General features: G+C 38.9%; 17 protein-coding genes. 12 read left to right on the forward strand and 5 right to left on the reverse strand.

Features of this window, described 5'->3' with window-relative positions; translation table 11 throughout:
• Positions 1 to 71 precede the first annotated feature (71 nt).
• Positions 72 to 1502 carry a glycogen synthase GlgA gene (gene glgA / locus DM800_RS05285; protein ID WP_002203738.1) on the forward strand — a complete coding sequence of 477 codons (1431 nt, stop codon included), beginning with the start codon at positions 72 to 74 and terminating at the stop codon, positions 1500 to 1502.
• 18 nt (positions 1503 to 1520) lie between these two features.
• On the forward strand, positions 1521 to 3929 hold the full coding sequence (gene glgP, locus DM800_RS05290; protein ID WP_064474435.1) for a glycogen phosphorylase: 2409 nt from the start codon (positions 1521 to 1523) through the stop codon (positions 3927 to 3929).
• A 120-nt stretch (positions 3930 to 4049) separates the two neighbouring features.
• Here the strand turns inward: glgP and DM800_RS29535 are convergent, their stop codons facing one another.
• The 3 genes from DM800_RS29535 to DM800_RS05300 form a co-directional block, all read right to left on the reverse strand.
• The gene (locus tag DM800_RS29535; protein WP_000911073.1) at positions 4050 to 4184 is read right to left on the reverse strand and encodes a hypothetical protein; all 135 of its coding nucleotides are present in this window, start codon (positions 4182 to 4184) and stop codon (positions 4050 to 4052) included.
• Between the two features lie 76 nt (positions 4185 to 4260).
• Positions 4261 to 4983, reverse strand: a complete 723-nt coding sequence (locus DM800_RS05295) for a lipase family protein (RefSeq protein WP_001260119.1) — start codon at positions 4981 to 4983, stop codon at positions 4261 to 4263.
• A 173-nt stretch (positions 4984 to 5156) separates the two neighbouring features.
• Positions 5157 to 5939, reverse strand: a complete 783-nt coding sequence (locus tag DM800_RS05300; RefSeq protein ID WP_147786536.1) for a TIGR00266 family protein — start codon at positions 5937 to 5939, stop codon at positions 5157 to 5159.
• 321 nt (positions 5940 to 6260) lie between these two features.
• Between DM800_RS05300 and cspD the strand changes: the two genes are divergently transcribed.
• A complete protein-coding gene (gene cspD / locus DM800_RS05305; protein ID WP_001193052.1) occupies positions 6261 to 6461 on the forward strand; it encodes a cold-shock protein CspD in 201 nt (66 codons plus the stop codon).
• Positions 6462 to 6504: 43 nt separating this feature from the next.
• On the opposite strand, the gene DM800_RS05310 is transcribed toward cspD, so the two are convergent.
• On the reverse strand, positions 6505 to 7236 hold the full coding sequence (locus DM800_RS05310) for a yteA family sporulation protein (protein ID WP_048541151.1): 732 nt from the start codon (positions 7234 to 7236) through the stop codon (positions 6505 to 6507).
• Between the two features lie 148 nt (positions 7237 to 7384).
• Positions 7385 to 8338, reverse strand: coding sequence for a 1,4-dihydroxy-2-naphthoate polyprenyltransferase (locus tag DM800_RS05315; protein ID WP_147786537.1), 954 nt, complete (start codon positions 8336 to 8338; stop codon positions 7385 to 7387).
• Between the two features lie 194 nt (positions 8339 to 8532).
• Here DM800_RS05315 and DM800_RS05320 point away from each other — a divergent pair, with 194 nt between their 5' ends.
• The 9 genes from DM800_RS05320 to DM800_RS05360 all read left to right on the forward strand — a co-directional run bounded on the left by DM800_RS05320 (position 8533) and on the right by DM800_RS05360 (position 19227).
• Positions 8533 to 9927 carry an isochorismate synthase gene (locus DM800_RS05320; RefSeq protein ID WP_088609425.1) on the forward strand — a complete coding sequence of 465 codons (1395 nt, stop codon included), beginning with the start codon at positions 8533 to 8535 and terminating at the stop codon, positions 9925 to 9927.
• Positions 9924 to 11678: a 2-succinyl-5-enolpyruvyl-6-hydroxy-3-cyclohexene-1-carboxylic-acid synthase gene (gene menD / locus DM800_RS05325; RefSeq protein WP_147786538.1), complete on the forward strand. Its 1755-nt coding sequence runs from the start codon at positions 9924 to 9926 to the stop codon at positions 11676 to 11678. Before DM800_RS05320 ends, menD begins: the two co-directional genes overlap by 4 nt.
• Positions 11675 to 12487, forward strand: a complete 813-nt coding sequence (gene menH, locus DM800_RS05330) for a 2-succinyl-6-hydroxy-2,4-cyclohexadiene-1-carboxylate synthase (RefSeq protein WP_147786539.1) — start codon at positions 11675 to 11677, stop codon at positions 12485 to 12487. Before menD ends, menH begins: the two co-directional genes overlap by 4 nt.
• Positions 12488 to 12555: 68 nt before the next feature.
• Positions 12556 to 13374, forward strand: a complete 819-nt coding sequence (gene menB / locus DM800_RS05335; RefSeq protein WP_000963888.1) for a 1,4-dihydroxy-2-naphthoyl-CoA synthase — start codon at positions 12556 to 12558, stop codon at positions 13372 to 13374.
• Between the two features lie 323 nt (positions 13375 to 13697).
• Positions 13698 to 15143, forward strand: a complete 1446-nt coding sequence (locus tag DM800_RS05340; protein WP_147786540.1) for an o-succinylbenzoate--CoA ligase — start codon at positions 13698 to 13700, stop codon at positions 15141 to 15143.
• Positions 15144 to 16250, forward strand: a complete 1107-nt coding sequence (menC, locus tag DM800_RS05345; protein WP_147786541.1) for an o-succinylbenzoate synthase — start codon at positions 15144 to 15146, stop codon at positions 16248 to 16250.
• Positions 16251 to 16486: 236 nt separating this feature from the next.
• Complete coding sequence (locus tag DM800_RS05350; RefSeq protein ID WP_147786542.1) at positions 16487 to 17185, forward strand: response regulator transcription factor; 699 nt, start codon at positions 16487 to 16489, stop codon at positions 17183 to 17185.
• A complete protein-coding gene (locus DM800_RS05355) occupies positions 17178 to 18284 on the forward strand; it encodes a HAMP domain-containing sensor histidine kinase (protein ID WP_147786543.1) in 1107 nt (368 codons plus the stop codon). Before DM800_RS05350 ends, DM800_RS05355 begins: the two co-directional genes overlap by 8 nt.
• A gap of 82 nt (positions 18285 to 18366) precedes the next feature.
• A complete protein-coding gene (locus tag DM800_RS05360) occupies positions 18367 to 19227 on the forward strand; it encodes a M15 family metallopeptidase (protein ID WP_147786544.1) in 861 nt (286 codons plus the stop codon).
• Positions 19228 to 19286: the final 59 nt, after the last annotated feature.

Here is a 19286-nt window from a genome sequence, read left to right on the forward strand (position 1 = left end):
TTCAAATGAAAACTCGAAGGGAGGAAGCTGCAAGGGAAGTCGTATAAGCTTTTCGTGCAGTGGGACAACAAGTGAATATTTTATTTGCAGTATCAGAATGTGTACCATTTGTTAAATCGGGAGGATTAGCTGATGTAGCAGGTGCGCTCCCAAAAGAGCTAAAAAAATTAGGCGTAGACGTTCGCATTATACTTCCAAATTATAGTCTTATTCCGCAAAAATTAAGGGATGGATGTACGTTACATAAAGTAATTAACGTCCCGCTTGGGTGGAGAAATCAATATTGCGGAATTTTAAAAGGTGAGCAAGACGGGATTACGTATTACTTAATAGATAATGAATATTATTTTAAGAGAGATTCTTTATATGGTCATTATGATGACGGAGAGCGTTTTTCTTATTTTTCGAAAGCAGTTTTAGAGTGTATTCCGCATCTTGATTTCGAAGTGGATGTTCTTCATAGCCACGATTGGCATACAGCTATGGTGAATTTCTTACTGCGTGAAAAGTATCAAGATAATCCATTATATGAGCATATTAAAACGGTGTATACGATTCATAATTTGCAGTTCCAAGGTGTATTTCCTCCTGAAGTGATGTACGACTTGTTAGAACTTGGTGATGAATATTTTCATAGTGAGCAGCTAGAGTTTTATGGAAATGTGAACTTTATGAAGGGCGGAATTATTGCTTCTGATCAAATTACAGCGGTTAGCCCGACATACAAAGAGGAAATTCAATATGAGTTTTTCGGTGAGAAGTTAGATGGGTTGTTACGAAAAAATAATGGTAAGCTTAGCGGCATCGTAAATGGAATTGATACGAGCGTATATAATCCAGAAACAGATTCGTATATTACTGCTCAGTATGATGCAGAGTCATTAGAGGAAAAGAATGAAAATAAACGCGCCTTGCAGCGTTATTTTGGTTTGCCAGAAAAAGAAGATACACCAATTATTTCGATGGTAACGAGATTAACGAAGCAAAAAGGTCTTGATTTAGTACGTACTGTATTCCGCGAAATAATGGAGGAAGATGTGCAATGTATTATTTTAGGATCAGGTGATTCTGAATATGAACAATTCTTTGAGTGGATGGCATACGAGTATCCTGAGAAGGTAAAAGTGTATATCGGATTTAATGAAGAACTAGCCCACCAAGTGTATGCGGGAAGTGATTTATTCTTAATGCCATCACTATTTGAACCGTGTGGACTTGGACAACTTATCGCATTAGCGTACGGTACAATTCCGATTGTAAGAGAGACAGGCGGATTAAATGATACTGTACAATCTTATGATGAAGAAACTGGAGAAGGAAATGGTTTCAGTTTCACGAACTTTAATGCGCATGACATGTTGCACACGGTTCTTCGTGCGATTGAATTTTATCATGATAAACCGGTATGGGAGCAGCTTGTAAAACAAGCGATGACTGAAGATTATAGCTGGGAGAAATCAGCTCTTGCCTATAAGAAATTGTATAAAAGTCTCATGGAATAACATGTAGGTGGTGAAGAAATGTTTACTCATGTTGAAAGTTTCAAATCAGCTTTTCTAGAAAAGTTAGAGACGATGTATGGTAAAAGTTTTAAAGACTCTACAACTCGTGATCAATACAATACGCTTGGGTACATGGTACGTGAGTATATGAATAGTCAATGGATTGCAACGAACGAAAGTTATCGGTCTGGAGAGCAAAAGCAAATGTATTACTTATCCATTGAGTTTTTACTTGGGCGTTTGCTTGGAAGTAACATATTAAATTTAGGCATCAGGGATGTATGTGAGCAAGGACTTTCTGAGCTTGGGATTTCTTTGCAACAGTTAGAAGAGGTGGAAGCAGATGCAGGTCTTGGAAATGGTGGACTTGGACGATTAGCAGCCTGTTTCCTTGATTCACTTGCATCTTTAAACTTACCAGGTCATGGCTGTGGAATTCGTTACAAGCACGGCTTATTTGATCAAAAAATTGTTGATGGTTATCAAGTTGAATTTCCAGAACAGTGGCTTCTTCATGAAAACGTATGGGAAGTAAGAAGGCATGATCAAGCTGTAGAGGTAAGTTATTTCGGCAATGTTGAACCGCTATACATTGACGGGCGTTTAGAGTTCAGGCATACGAATGCAGAAGTGATTATGGCAGTACCATATGACGTTCCAGTAGTAGGTTATGAGACGAGTACTGTAAATACACTCAGACTTTGGAATGCTGAACCAGTTCCTTTCCCGCAAAATTGCAAAGATATTTTGAAATATAAGCGTGAAACAGAGGCGGTATCGGAGTTTTTATATCCAGATGATACGCATGATGAGGGGAAAATACTTCGTTTGAAGCAGCAGTATTTCCTCGTATCAGCAAGTTTGCAAAATATCGTTCGTATGCATAGAGAAAGATATGGTGACCTTCGTCAATTACATGAGAAAATTGCGATTCATATTAATGATACACATCCAGTTTTGGCGATTCCAGAACTAATGCGTATTTTATTAGATGAAGAAAAACTAGCATGGGAAGAAGCTTGGCACATAACGACACAAACGATTTCTTATACGAATCATACGACGTTATCAGAAGCGCTTGAGAAGTGGCCAATTCACATTTTTAAACCGTTATTACCGAGAATTTATATGATTATTGAAGAGATTAATGAACGTTTCTGTCATGAACTTTGGGAACGTTATCCATATGAATGGCATCGTATTGAAGAGATGGCGATTATTGCGCATGATCTTGTGAAAATGGCTCATTTAGCAATTGTCGGTAGCCATAGCGTAAATGGTGTAGCAAAAATTCATACGGAAATTTTAAAGCAACGTGAAATGCGATTGTTTTATGAGTTTTATCCAGATAAGTTTAATAATAAAACGAATGGAATCGCTCATAGACGTTGGTTAATGAAGGCGAATCCGCAGCTGACAAACCTTATTTCGGAGGCGATTGGAACAGAGTGGAAGAAAGAACCGATTAAGCTTCAAGAGCTACAATTAGTTCAATATGATGCGAGTTTTCAAGAGAAATTTGCAGAGGTAAAACAAGAGCGTAAAGAGATTTTAGCGGAGCGTATTCATAATAAAATGGGGATTACAATTGATCCTAATTCTATTTTTGATGTGCAAGTAAAAAGACTACATGCTTACAAACGACAACTATTAAACGTTCTTCATATTTTATATTTGTATAACCGCTTGAAAGAGGATGCTAGTTTTACATTTTATCCGCGTACTTTTATCTTTGGAGCGAAAGCATCACCTGGCTATTACTATGCGAAAAAAATTATTAAATTAATCAATGAACTCGCAAGGAAAGTGAATAATGATCCGTACGTAAGCCAATATATGAAAGTTATCTTTCTAGAAAACTATCGAGTGTCTTTAGCGGAAGATATATTCCCAGCTGCGGATGTGAGTGAGCAAATTTCAACTGCGAGTAAAGAAGCATCAGGAACAGGGAATATGAAATTTATGATGAATGGTGCGATTACACTCGGAACGTTAGACGGAGCTAATGTTGAAATAAAAGACCGGGTCGGTGATGATAACTGTTTCATTTTTGGCTTAACAGCGGAAGAGGTTCTTCATTACTATCAAAATGGTGGATATCGTGCAAGTGATTATTATCACCACAATATGCATATTAAAAAAGTAGTAGATCAGTTAACGAATGGTTTCTTTGCACATTCGGGAGCTGAATTTGAAGCGATTTATGATTCTCTCGTAATTCAAAATGATGAATACTTCGTTCTGCGAGATTTTGGTCCATATGCGGAAAGACAAGAAGCTGTTGGTAGAGCGTATGAAAACCGAACGAAGTGGCTAGAAATGTCGATTTTAAATATTGCACAGTCTGGTCATTTTGCGAGTGATCGAACGATTTTACAGTATAGTAATGAGATTTGGAGTATTGGTAATGTCGTTACACAGTATTAAGTGAAAGTCCCTTTTGAAGGGACTTTTATTCATGGAGACAAAGTGTATTCACTTTTAAAAGAGGAATATAATTGCTAAAAACCGAGCTTAATCTCATTAAGCTCGGTTTTCTTTTTTTGCTTAAGAAAGAAATGGGATAGCGGTATATATGATACCTGTTCCACCATATTCTCCCGTCGCAAAGTATGAAAATGTAAAGAAACCTGTAAACGTAAAAATTACAATGAGAAAAAGTGCAAAGATAAATTTTAGCATGTAAGGTCCCCTCATCCAAAAATAACTTCATATATTATTATAGTATAAGGATATAGGGTTTCCAATCATTACCTGGTTAAAAATGAGAAGTCAGACATGTTTTGTATGTTGTCATGGCATGATTATTTGTAATAGATTTTGTGTTTTTTGTAAATGTCATGTTGTGATGAACGTGTGCATATTCCCAGTCTTGGTCATTAAAATGGACATTGCGCGGAGGGAGAAGAGGAACGACATCAAATAGATTAACGAAGCGAAAGCTACTAGCTACTTGTAGTTTATAATAATTACGAAATGCAATATCGCCCACTTTGGGAGAGGCAAATGTATAAAGACCGTACTGTGCGAAGGCGGTGTTGATACGCGCATCGAGTATATGTAGTGTGGCGAGCGCGCCGCCTAAGCTATGACCTGTTGCAAGGAGTTTTTTATGGGCTGGTAGTGATACGAGCATATCCATAATAGAATCTCGGCAAGATTCATAAATGGAAAGAAAGCCGTTATGGACATTTCCGCTGTTTAAAGCATATGGGTATGGTTTTTGGTTAACGAGTGAATCGATAATCCAGTCTGTATCTGTTTGTGTTCCGCGAAAAGCTACAATAATCGTATCCTCAGATTCTAGTATGAATCCGAACCATTCTGTCGTTTGAATGGTTTTTCCTTGAAAGCCTTGTACATATTGAAAACCATCCGGTATTTCGAAAATCCCATTTTGTTTATATTGTTCATACGTTAACTCACAACAAGAAGCTAACAATATGGCGGTATCTTTATCGAAGGATAAAGGAGTACGCATTAAGGAAGCCCTCCTTAAGAAAAGGTATAGTTCAATATATGCAGTGAGGGACTTGATTCATTCTTTTGGAGGGGGCAAATAGTTTGTATCGCGTATTTAAATTAGTAGATGAAATTATAGCGACTTATGGACGAATCATGCCAAAATAAAACAGCACCCCATAAGGGCACTGTTTACTCTTTTCCATCTAATAAACGTCCAAGTCCGCCTAAAACGCTGCCTTCACCGCTGTTTTGAGCTGCTGGGCTTGTAAGACGTGCTGCTAAACGGCTAAGTGTTAAGGACTGAATCCAAACCGTTCCAGGACCTTCTAACGTTGCGAAGAATAAGCCTTCGCCGCCAAATAGAGCTGTTTTTACTTTTCCAACGAACTCGATATCGTAGTTAACGTCTTTTGTCATGGCAACGAGACAACCTGTATCGATGCGAAGTCTTTCGCCAGGTTTTAATTCACGCTTATATACAGTTCCTCCTGCATGCATGAAAGCGAGTCCATCACCTTCAAGTTTCTGCATGATGAAACCTTCACCACCGAAGAAACCAGTTCCAATTTTTTTCGTAAACTCAATTCCGATAGAAACGCCCTTTGCTGCACAAAGAAACGCGTCTTTTTGACAAACGACTTTCCCTTGATATTGTGTTAAATCAACAGGGATGATTTTTCCTGGATAAGGAGCGGCGAATGATACGTGGCGCTTGCCATGACCTGTATTTGTAAAGACAGTCATAAACATACTTTCACCTGTAACAAGACGCTTACCAGCGCCCATTAATTTACCGAATAGACCACTAGATGGGCCAGAACCATCACCGAAAATGGTTTCCATTTCGATATGATCTTCCATCATCATCATTGCGCCAGCCTCTGCGATAACGCTTTCTTCTGGATCTAATTCAATTTTAACAAACTGCATATCATCGCCATATAATTTATACTCGATTTCATGTGCTTGCATTTTTTCACCTCATCATATGTAGTAATTATATTGTACAGAAATCAAAGGAATTAGAATACTGTAGATTTGTTAATTTTTGAATAAAAATAGAATGAAAATTTAAGGTTATACTAGGATTATAAAAAACGATGGGGTGAAAGTGTTCTCATTTGACGTTTTTGACATAGCATGATATAGTGAAAATACTATTGAGCTACATAATGTGGTACGGAAATAAAGCACGTTGTATTAAAGGCTGTAAGCTTGTTATACATTCATGTCCTTTATATCCACCTTTTCATGTGGATTCATAGTTTCATTTTTATTTAGGAGGTACATGACATGCAAACAGGTAAAGTTAAATGGTTTAACGGCGAAAAAGGTTTTGGCTTCATCGAAGTTGAAGGCGGAGAAGACGTATTCGTACATTTCTCAGCTATCCAAGGCGACGGCTTCAAAACTTTAGAAGAAGGTCAAGAAGTTTCTTTCGAAATCGTTGAAGGAAACCGCGGACCACAAGCAGCTAACGTTACAAAAAACTAATTAGCTAGCGAAAAAAAGCATTCCGAATTTCGGAATGCTTTTTTTATTCTTTGGAGCTAGATTCATTTGAAGATAACTCGCCTTTGAAAGTACGCTCTTCAAAGTCATCAAGCATTTGTTCATACTCTTCATGTTCTTCTGTGGCGAAAACTTGAGGATTTTTGCCATACATGTCTGTTCCTATAAAATTTTCGAAATCCTCTACATACCCAACATTTTCTTCACTATTTACGTACATGCCATTATAGTTTTTGGAATCCTGTCTTTCTAAATCGGACGGTGTTTCTGATGTCCCATAATTTGCGACATCTTGCCATGCATCTTCAGCATCGTATTCTACAGAATGATCTTCGTCGTGCTTGTGAAAAGAAGGAGCCAACACCTCTTCTTCAACTGGTCGCGTGTTCATATTTAATTTATTTGTAGTGTGCTGAATACATGTTGTAGCGGTTGGCATTGCCTCTAATCTTTCAAACGGAATTTCTTCGCCAGATACTTCGCAAATTCCATACGTACCTTCTTCAATTTTTTGCAGGGCATGTTTTGTATCTTCTAGCTGCTTATGCCAAAATTCGATGAGCCCGAAATCTTTCTCACGTTCGTACAATTCTGTAGCCATATCACCTGGATGATTGTCATAGCTAGATAATTCTCCAACAGAATCGCGTTCAGAAGCACGATCTGTATTCTCATGAGTTTGTATTGTTTGTTCAACTTCTTGTTGTTGTTTTTCTAAAATAGATTTAAATTGATTTATTTGTTGTGGAGTTAACATAGTCGTCCACCTTCCTACAATTCAGTTTCTTTACATAGTATGAGCGTTGAGAGTAGGAATTATGAGCTGAAATTGGTATATGAAAAAGGAGCCACGTTAGCAGCTCCTTTTTATCCCGCATTACCGGGCAGTTGATTAAAGTTTCACTTTATAGGAAATATCCAAGCAATAATCCGATTCCCATGAGGAGACCGAAGATTGTATTTGTTTTTGCTGTTGCAATCATCGCAGGTACCATTTCCATTGGAATACTTTTGCCGATAAAGCCTTTCGTCGCTTTCAATGCTTTCGGTGCACTTAAAAATACGATAAGCATCCATGGTGATACGATGTTAACGATAATTAGAGCGATTGTCCAAATATAAGAAACGATGAACATAGAAGCGAGTACACCAACGGCTCTTTCGCGTCCAACGAGAATTGCTAACGTTTTACGACCGTTTTCTTTATCGCCATCTAAGTCACGAATGTTATTAGCTAGTAAAATGGCACCAATTAAAATGGAGCTTGGAATAGATAGTAAAAAGACTTCTGATGTTACAGTTCCAGTTTGAATAAAGAATGAAATTCCAATAATAATGACACCCATAAATAATCCGGCTGTTAACTCTCCAAATGGTGTATATGCAATTGGAAGTGGGCCACCTGTATAAAGGTAAGCAACGGCCATACAAACAAGACCGATTGCAGCAAGCCACCAGCTAGAATTCATACAAATATAAACACCTAATAGTATTGCGATCCCAAAAAATCCAAATGCTAAGTTAAGCACCGTTTTTGGCTGAATGCCATCGCGAACGATAGCGCCGCCGATACCAACTGACCCTTCGTGATCGAGTCCTCTTTTATAATCAAAGTATTCATTAAACATGTTTGTTGCTGCTTGAATGAGAAGACAAGCGAGAAGCATCATAAGGAAAAGAGGGAGATGTATTTGATTTATACCTCCGACCTGCATCGCATAGGCTGTTCCGATGAAAACAGGAACGAAAGCTGCTGTTAATGTATGGGGACGTAGTAAACTCCACCAAATGCGCCAGCCGGTTTGCTTACTTGGCTTTGGCGCCGTAGGAGAGGAATTCGTTTCGACGTTCATTTCCATGTTGAATCCTCCTTTGGTCACATATTGTACACAACTAAGTGTAGAAAAAGCATCATTTAGTGTCAACGTTTATTTTCTAGGAAGAGAAGGTGAATTTCTCAGAAATGCTAAACGTTGACAGGCCTTTCGTTTGAGGTGTATCTTAAAATCAAGCGTAATTATGACTATTTTTCGCCCATAGGGGGGAGACAATTGTGATTCAAACGAAACAAATAGGCTTGCAAGAAGTTCTTAGTGCAGCCATTAAGCGTGCAACTGATGAAAAAATATTGGTGAGCTTCGTAAAACAAATAGACTGGATAGATCCGCTTCTGTTTTATGCAGCAGGAAAAAGGATCTCATTCGAAAATAGATGTTATTTTGCAGACCCAGCTCAGCATGTAATATTTGCTGGAATTGGCTCTGTTTTCACTATAGCAACTTCTTCTCACAAACGCTTTCAAACGGCTCGTGACGAGTGGGATAAAGTAAAAGAGAAAGCATTTGTACAAAGAGAAAGATACGAATTTGGAACAGGTCCTCTTTTATTTGGTGGATTTTCATTTGACCAAGAAAAAGAGAAAACCGACTTATGGAAAGAATTTGATGATACGACATTTTCACTACCAGCATTTTTATTAACTGTAAAAAATGAAAAAGCATGGTTAACAATGAATACATTCGTTTCAGCAACTGATTGTGCAGAAACTCTTTATAACGAAATTGTTTCTTTAGAAGAGAAAATTTTTTGGGAGAGTAAATGTGCACTCGAAGGATCGAAATTAACAGTTACTTCTAAAGTAGAAGTAGATCCGCAAGGCTGGATGAAGGCCATTGAGAAAGTGCAGGATGAGATGAAGCAGGGGAACGTGCAGAAGGTTGTATTAGCGAGGGAGCTAAAAGTAGAAATGGATCATCATATTGATTCTGCTCTTGTTTTAGAAGCACTTCGCATTGGGCAACCAGATTGTTACGTATTTTCTTTTGATTATAAAGGAGCATGCTTCTTAGGAGCGACGCCAGAGAGATTAATTCGCAAAGAAGATGAGAAGTTTACTTCGATGTGTCTTGCTGGTTCAACTGGTCATGGTCAATCTATAGAAGAAAGTGAACGAAATAGTAATGCGCTTCTTCATGATGAAAAGAATTTAGCTGAACACGGTTATGTTGTGAACATGATTCGAGGAGTACTAAATGAGCACTGCGAATCCGTTAATATTCCGGAAAGTCCGGGCTTATTAACAACGAAAAACTTAATTCATTTATATACGCCTGTAGAGGCAAAAGGCGATGCGAGTCTTTTGACAATGGTAGAAGAATTACATCCAACACCAGCTCTTGGCGGGACACCTCGTTTGGAAGCGATGAAACTGATTCGTGATGTTGAATTGTTAGACAGAGGGTTATATGGTGCACCGATTGGCTGGATAGATGATGAAGGAAATGGTGAATTTGCGGTTGCACTTCGCTGCGGATTATTAAATGGCGCGAAAGCATCCTTATTTGCTGGGTGCGGGATTGTAATTGATTCAGTACCGCAACTTGAATATGAAGAAACAAGCTTGAAGTTTAGACCGATGCTTGGTGCTTTGGAGGAATTAATGAAATGAACAATCATATAGAAGCATTATCATATTATTTAGGCGCGTTCGTGGATGAACTGACGCGTCTAAATGTATGTGATGTTGTCATTAGTCCAGGCTCACGGTCAACACCGATTGCTCTACTAATGGAACAACATGAAGGAATGAACACATATTTACATGTAGATGAAAGATCAGCGGGATTTTTTGCACTCGGTATCGCAAAAGCAAAAAAACGCCCTGTTGCATTATTATGTACGTCAGGAACGGCAGCAGCGAACTACTATCCAGCTGTATGTGAAGCTTTTCATTCACGAGTACCGCTTATCGTCTTAACGGCAGATAGACCGCATGAATTAAGAGATGTTGGTGCACCACAAGCGATGAATCAATTCAATTTATACGGTACATTTGTGAAGCAATTTACAGAGATGGCACTTCCAGAAGCGAGTGAAGCGATGTATCATTATGCTCGCATGACGACGCAGCGCACGATAGCAAGCGCACTTCTAGCGCCGCAAGGACCTGTTCATCTTAATTTTCCAGTTCGCGAGCCGCTTATCCCAAATTTCTCATTAGAAAGTTTATGGGATAAAGGACGCGGGGAATATACAGGAGTAGTTCAGCAAGGGAACGTGATGATGCCGAGTGAATATGTAGATTCTCTTGTAGGGCGCCTTTCACATATGGAAAAGGGGCTTATTATTTGTGGAGATGATAGTCATTCAGAAATCGCAGCGTTTGCGGCAGAACTAGCTGAGAAAACGGGATATCCAATATTAGCGGATCCACTTTCTAACATTCGTAGCGGACATCACGATAAAACGATGGTAATCGACTGTTACGATACATTTTTACGAAATGAGCTGTTAAAAGAAACGTGGAACCCAGAAGTTATGATTCGTTTTGGTGGGATGCCTGTTTCGAAAGCATTAACGCAGTTCATCAAAAAACAGACGAAAGCTGTTCATATCGTTGTTGACGAATCTGGACAATGGAGAGATCCAGCTCTCGTTGCGACAGAAGTTGTCCAAGCAAGTGATATTGCATTTTGCAGTGCATTAATAGAAAAACTGCCAGTTATGAAAAAGAATGATTGGTTCGGAATGTGGCAACATATAAACGAAAAAACGAAGGAAACGCTTCGTGAAATGGAAACATATGAAACTGCATTTGAAGGGAAAGTTATTACGGATATCGTCCGCGTACTACCAGAAGGGGCAACATTATTTGCGAGTAATAGTATGCCAATTCGTGATACAGATTCATTCTTCTTCACATCGGATAAAAATATTCAAGTGATGGCAAACCGTGGTGTGAACGGGATTGACGGCATCATTTCGACAGCTTTAGGAGCGAGCATTATTTGCGATCCGCTCGTATTAGTTATTGGTGATTTATCATTCTATCACGATTTAAACGGATTATTAGCCGCAAAATTACATGAATTAAATATAACGATTGTCGTTGTAAACAATGATGGTGGCGGTATTTTCTCATTCTTACCACAATATGAGAAAAAGGAACATTTCGAATCATTATTTGGAACGCCAATTGGACTTGATTATGAGCATGTTGTCAAAATGTACGGCGGTTCATTTAGTCGTGTAAATGGTTGGGAGCAATTCCGAGAAGAGGTACAAAAGGGAACGACGACGGAAGGTTTACACGTTGTAGAAATTTGTACGAACCGTGATGAAAACTTAACATTGCACCGTAAATTGTGGGCAAAAACGCAGGACGTAATTACTACATCGTTGCAAGGTGAATCAAAATGAACGTAACGCTGCAAGGTGTATCGTATGAATATGAAGTAGTCGGAAGCGGGGAACCACTTCTACTTCTTCATGGTTTTACGGGAAGCATGGAAACGTGGCGTTCCTTCGTTCCTTCTTGGAGTGAGCAGTTTCAAGTCATTTTAGTAGACATTGTGGGGCACGGAAAAACGGAAAGTCCTGAAGATGTAACTCACTATGATATTCGAAATGTAGCATTGCAAATGAAAGAACTATTAGATTACCTTCATATTGAAAGAGCACACATACTTGGCTATTCAATGGGCGGTAGACTGGCGATTACGATGGCATGTCTATATCCAGAATATGTACATTCCCTTTTGTTAGAAAATTGTACAGCTGGGCTCAAAAGTGAAGATGAGAGAGAAGAACGTCGTGAAAAAGATGAGCGACTTGCCGATAAAATTGAGCGAGAAGGCATCAATAGTTTTGTAACGATGTGGGAAAATATTCCGCTGTTTGAAACGCAAAAACGTTTAGCACAAAACGTACAAGAAGCAGTGCGAAAAGAAAGACTTGCTAACAATCCAAAAGGAATTGCAAATAGCTTGCGCGGCATGGGAACAGGGGCTCAGCCTTCATGGTGGAACGAGCTGCAAAACTTAAAAATACCTGTTCTTTTAATGAACGGGGAGCATGATGAAAAGTTCTTTCGCATATTAAAAAACATCGAAAAATGCGTCTCTGACGCGAAATTTGTGAAAATTGATGGTGCTGGCCATGCAATTCATGTGGAACAACCGGAAAAGTTTGATACAATAGTAAAGGGATTTCTAAAAACTATGCAGTGATGCTTGTTCATCTAAGAAGGAAGCTACACTTATAGAGGAGATCAGAAATATACAAGGAGGTAGTTGTAATGGCTATTGAATGGGTAAAAGAAGGCAATTACGAAGATATTATTTATTCAACATACAATGGTATCGCAAAGATTTCGATTAACCGTCCTGAAGTACATAACGCATTCCGTCCTAAAACGGTAATGGAGTTAATCAACGCTTTTGCACACGCTCGTGATGATGCAAATGTTGGCGTTATCATTTTAACAGGTGAAGGTGGACGTGCATTCTGTTCTGGCGGCGACCAAAAAGTTCGCGGTCATGGTGGATATGTAGGTGACGACCAAATCCCTCGTTTAAACGTATTAGACTTACAACGTCTAATTCGCGCAATTCCTAAACCAGTTATCGCAATGGTAGCAGGTTATGCAATCGGTGGTGGACACGTACTTCATATCGTATGTGACTTAACAATCGCTGCAGACAACGCTGTATTCGGACAAACTGGTCCTAAAGTAGGAAGCTTTGACGGTGGATACGGAGCTGGTTACTTAGCTCGTATGGTAGGCCACAAGAAAGCTCGCGAAATTTGGTACCTATGCCGTCAATACAGCGCACAAGAAGCGCTTGATATGGGCTTAGTAAACACAGTAGTACCACTAGAAGAACTTGAAGCAGAAACAGTACAATGGGCACAAGAAATCTTAGCAAACAGCCCAATGGCACTTCGTTTCCTAAAAGCTGCATTCAACGCAGACACAGACGGTCTAGCTGGTATTCAACAACTAGCTGGAGATGCAACGTTATTGTACTACACAACTGACGAAGCAAAAGAAGGTCGTGACGCGTTCAAAGAAAAACGCAGTCCGGACTTCGGTCAATTCCCTCGTTTCCCTTGATCAAACCAAAAGCGGAGCCGACTGTTTAGCCTCGTAGGCTAAGGTTCTTTCGCACAGAAAGTGTTTTTTACTTTCTCGTGCGGAAGGTTCTTAGACGGAAGGGGCTAGGAGGCGCAGCTAGATGAAACCAAAAGCGGAAGCAGCTCGTTCAGAATGTGAGGGGGATGGAGCTTCTGACAAAGAGGCGCTTTTTGCCTCGTAGGAAGAAGTGAAGCCACCGAACGTTCTAGCCGCTGTAGCTAGATGAGATCAACCGGAAACAAAACAACTAAGAGACTTGATGTCATATCAAGTCTCTTTCTTTCATGAAAGGAGAATGTATGATGGAGACGATGCCAAATTGGTTAAAGCAACGTGCATTTTTAACACCAGATCGCACTGCAATTGAAATAGAGGAAGAGAAAGTTACTTTTATGCAGCTGCATGAAAAAGTAGTATCTGTTTGTGAACACCTCACGCATGTAGGAGTGAAGCGTGGGCAAAAGGTGGCTGTTCTGATGAAAAATGGTATGGAGATGATTACAGTTATTCACGCCCTATCTTACGTAGGTGCAGTAGCTGTGCTTTTAAATACGCGTCTTTCAAGAGAAGAGCTACTTTGGCAAATGGATGATGCTGAAGTTATATGCTTAGTGACGGATCAAGATTTCGAGGCTAAAGATGTTCCTGTATATTCGTTCGCCGAAGTGATGAATGGATCGAAGGCGGAAGCCTCTATACAAGAAGAATTCTCTTTAGAAGAAGCGATGACAATCATTTATACGTCAGGGACGACAGGAAAACCGAAAGGCGTTATTTTAACGTACGGCAATCACTGGGCAAGCGCAGTCGGTTCTTCGCTTAATTTAGGGCTTCGTGATGATGATTGCTGGTTAGCTTGTATGCCAATGTTCCACGTTGGCGGGCTATCTCTTTTAATGAAAAATGTTATGTACGGAATGCGTATTTTACTCGTTCCGAAATATGATGCTGATTTTATTCATAAAGCACTTCAAACGAGAGGTGTTACGATCATTTCTGTCGTTTCTAAAATGTTAACTGATTTATTAGAGAGACTTGGAGAAGAGACATATCCATCTTCTTTACGATGTATGTTACTTGGCGGAGGACCAGCGCCGAAACCGTTATTAGAAACTTGTGTAGATAAAGGAATTCCTGTGTATCAAACGTACGGTATGACAGAAACGTCGTCGCAAATTTGTACGTTATCCGCAGATTATATGTTAACGAAAGTAGGATCAGCTGGGAAACCACTATTTCAGTGCCAACTTCGTATTGAAAAAGATGGCGTAGTAGTACCGCCGTTTGTGGAAGGCGAGATCGTAGTAAAAGGACCAAACGTAACAGGCGGTTACTTTAACCGTGAAGATGCGACACGCGAAACAATTCAAAACGGATGGCTTCATACTGGTGACCTCGGTTATTTAGATGGAGAAGGATTTTTATACGTATTAGATCGCCGCAGTGATTTAATTATTTCTGGCGGAGAAAATATATATCCGGCTCAAATTGAAGAAGTGTTGCTTTCTCATCCGATGGTAGCGGAAGCCGGTGTTGTCGGTATGACTGACGATAAATGGGGACAAGTACCCGCTGCTTTTGTTGTAAAAAGTGGAGAGGTAACAGAAGAAGAAATCCTTCATTTTTGCGAGGAGAAATTAGCGAAATATAAAGTGCCGAAGAAAGCGTGTTTCTTAGAGGAATTACCACGAAATGCTTCGAAAAAATTGTTAAGACGAGAGTTAAGACAATTAGTGGAGGAGATGTAAGTGGAAATAAAAAAAGCGACACTTCATATAACGGAAATGCCACTCGTAATCCCGTTTGCTGCAAGCTACGGAACGTATGAAAAGCGTGAAAGTATCGTCATTGAATTAGAAAATACGGATGGATACATTGGATTTGGCGAAGTTGTTGCGTTCTCTGAACCGTGGTATACGGAAGAAACGGTGAAGACAGCGCTACATGTACTTCAAGATTTTTTAATACCGGATTTATTGAAAGCTGAAATTTCTCATCCGAATGAAATACCAGAGTTGTTCAAGCATATAAAGAGAAACAGAATGGCAAAGGCCGGAATTGAAGGGGCTGTTTGGGATTTATATGCAAAGCGTCAAAAGAAGTCATTAGCGACATTGCTTGGCGGAACTAGGACTGAAATTGAAGTAGGCGTTGTGATTGGTATCAATACAATTCCGGTTATGTTAAAACAAATCGAGAAGTATGCAGAAGAAGGATATGAGCGTTTTAAAGTGAAAATAAAGCCAGAGCACGACTACGAGTTATTGAAAGAAATTCGTAAAGAGTTTCCAAGCATCCCGTTAATGGCTGATGCAAATTCAGCGTATACATTAGCGGATACGGAGAAACTGAAACGATTAGATGAATTTCAATTGATGATGATTGAACAACCGCTAGCGGATTACGATTTTCTTGATCATGCACAGTTGCAAAAGGAAATGGAAACGCCGATTTGTTTAGACGAAAGCATCCACAGTTTAGAAGACGCACGCGTTGCAATTACGCTTGGCAGTTGCCGCATCGTTAATATTAAACCAGGGCGAGTGGGTGGATTAACAGAATCGATTCAAATCCATAATTATTGCATGGAGCATAATATCCCAGTTTGGTGCGGCGGTATGGTGGAGATGGGGATTTCACGAGCGCAAAATGTTGCGCTTGCTTCATTGCCGAACTTTACGATTCCAGGTGATATATCTGCCTCTAGTAGGCATTGGAAGAGGGATATTATTTCGCCGGAAGTGATGCTTGAGAGCGGGAAAGTGATGGTGCCGCAAAGTGTTGAAGCTGAGTATGAAGTAGACCGCGGAAGGCTGGCGGAAATTACGAAGCAGCGGATTGTGTTTGAAAGGTGAAATAACAAAGGTTACTCTTATGAGTAGCCTTTTCTTATTGTACAAATTGGATAGACTAGTTTACAATCGAGCGTATAAAGTGAAACTTTAATCAGTGGGGGCATCCCCACTGATTATTAGCCCGCACCAATCGGGCTTTTATGGGCAGTTGATCTTCCACCTAACTTCTTTGATTCACCCGAATTTTGAGGTGGGAGTCTTACTGCCCGCAAATAGCGGGATAAAGGGGGAGTAAAATGAAGCGCATTTCTATTTTAATAGCGGATGATGAGGCAGAAATTGCTGATTTAATTGAGATACATTTAGAAAAAGAAGGGTACCATGTCGTGAAGGCAGCTGATGGAGAAGAGGCAATTCATGTTATTGAAACGCAGCCAATCGACTTAGTAGTTTTAGATATTATGATGCCGAAAATGGATGGTTATGAAGTGACGCGCCAAATTCGCGCGAAGCACCATATGCCAATTATTTTCTTAAGTGCGAAAACGTCTGATTTTGATAAGGTGACAGGTTTAGTATTAGGTGCAGATGATTATATGACGAAACCTTTTACACCGATTGAATTAGTCGCACGTGTAAATGCACAATTACGCCGATTTCTTACGTTAAATCAGCCGAAAGTAGCGGAGAATAAATCAGCTTTAGAGGTAGGCGGAGTCGTTATTGATCCGGAGCGAAGAACAGTAAATGTGTATGGAGAACAAGTTGAATTAACACCGAAAGAGTTTGATATTTTATATTTATTAGCGAGTCACCCGAAGAAAGTGTACAATGTAGAAAATATTTTTCAGCAAGTATGGGCAGATGATTATTTTGAAGGCGGAAATACAGTTATGGTACATATTCGTACATTGCGGAAAAAACTTGGAGAAGATAAAAGAAAGGAAAAGTTAATAAAAACAGTGTGGGGAGTAGGTTATACTTTCAATGGATAACATGATGAAAAGCTTTCGATTTAAAATGATTGTCTTATTTGCGTTAAGTATGGTGCTCGCTGCAACTGTAACTTATATAATTTATAAAGGATTGCAGCTGTATTATAAAACAATGGTTCGCTATGAAGAGCCTTTAGCACAATTTAGGTCAATCGTAAGGGAATTTGGAGACATTAACTTCTTTTTAATTTTCTTTATTCCGTTATCTATTATCTTCTTCTTCTTTTTGACAAAACCGTATTTAAAGTATTTTAGTGAGATTTCTAACGGGATTCATCACCTTGCGAACGGTAACTTTACGAATAAAGTTCAAGTTTCATCAAATGATGAGTTTGGAGATATCGCACGTGAAATAAATGTTGCAAGTGAAAAGTTAAAAGAAGCGGTGGAAAGAGGAGACTTTGCTGAAAGTAGTAAAGACCAGCTCGTTGTGAACTTAGCTCATGATCTAAGGACACCATTAACATCCGTGATAGGGTATTTAGATTTAATTCTTAAAGATGAGAATTTAACAAAAGAACAAATTAAACATTTTTCCACGATTGCATATACGAAATCGCAAAGGCTCGAAAGTTTAATCGATGAGTTATTTGAAATTACACGTATGAATTATGGTATGTTAAAGCTGGATAAAAAGCCGATTGATATAAGTGAGCTACTTATACAGTTAGATGAGGAATTGTATCCTTTATTAGAGAAACATCATTTAGAAGCTAGGTTGAATATTGATCCTCATTTGCCAATTAACGGTGATGGAAAATTGTTAGCTAGAGTATTTGAAAACTTGTTAACAAATGCCGTTCGATACGGATATGATGGGCAATTTGTTGATCTGAATGGGTATATCGATAATGAAGAAGTCGTCGTACAAATTATTAATTACGGAGACAGCATTCCAGAAGAAGACTTACCGTATCTTTTTGATATGTTTTATACAGGTGATAAATCGCGAACTGAGAACCGTGGCGGGACAGGTCTTGGACTGTTTATTGCGAAAAATATTGTTGAGCAGCATAATGGTACGATTTCTGCTGAAAGTAATGTCGTTAGAACAATGTTTGAAGTGCGATTGCCAAAAGACGAGAACTTAACAATTTAATAAAAATTTAAACTTTACCCCACTTTTTATTTTAATAGTTTTTTCTATTCTATACGTAAGTTACGTTAAGGAGGAACTAGAAATGAAAAAGTGGGTATTTATTTCTTTTTTTATAGCATGCACAATCTGTGTAGGCGTTTATATATCACCATTATTCCAAAAGGAGATCGATGTTAAAATTGCCGACAAAGATAATACGGTAAGGGCTGCGAATACGGAAAATATAGAGATTACAAAAGAAGAAATTTATAAAGGGGATCTGTTATTAGTGAATAAAGATTACCCAGTTAAAAAAGATAGTATTAAGTCTGATATTATAAATGTAAATCACAATAGTGAATTAGTAAGAGGTTACGTCATATTTGATAGAAATCTTCGCTTATCAAAGGGTGTTGTGGAAAATTTTTTGAACGTTGTCGATGCAGCTGGAAAAGATGGAGTACAGCATTTCTTAATGAGTAGCGGATATCGAGATTTTAAAGAGCAAAGTAAATTGTATAAAGAAATGGGATCTGACTATGCACTTCCAGCAGGATACAGTGAACATAATTTAGGGTTATCACTCGACGTTGGATCTACGCAAAAGAAAATGGAGAGAGCCCCTGAAGGAAAGTGGATTGAAGAGAACGTATGGAAGCATGGGTTTGTTTTACGTTATCCGAAAAATAAAAGTCATATTACAGGCATTCAATATGAGCCGTGGCATATACGTTATGTCGGCTTACCTCATAGTGCAATTATGCAAAAAGAGAAAATTACATTGGAAGAATACTTAGACTTCTTAAAAGAGAAAAAAGAAATCACAACGAATGTGGAAGGTAAGAAATATACGGTTTCTTATTATAAAGTGTCTGGAAACAGGAAAGTGAATGTTCCAGCGAATAAGCAGTATGAAATTTCGGGGAATAATATGGATGGGGTTATTGTGACGGTTCAGGAATAGATAAAGAGGTTGTTCCGATTTGGAGCAGCCTTTTCGTATATAAGAAAGGGATGGGCATT

It is taken from the genome of Bacillus sp. AY18-3 (genome assembly GCF_008042305.1).
Classification (GTDB): Bacteria; Bacillota; Bacilli; order Bacillales; family Bacillaceae_G; genus Bacillus_A; species Bacillus_A wiedmannii.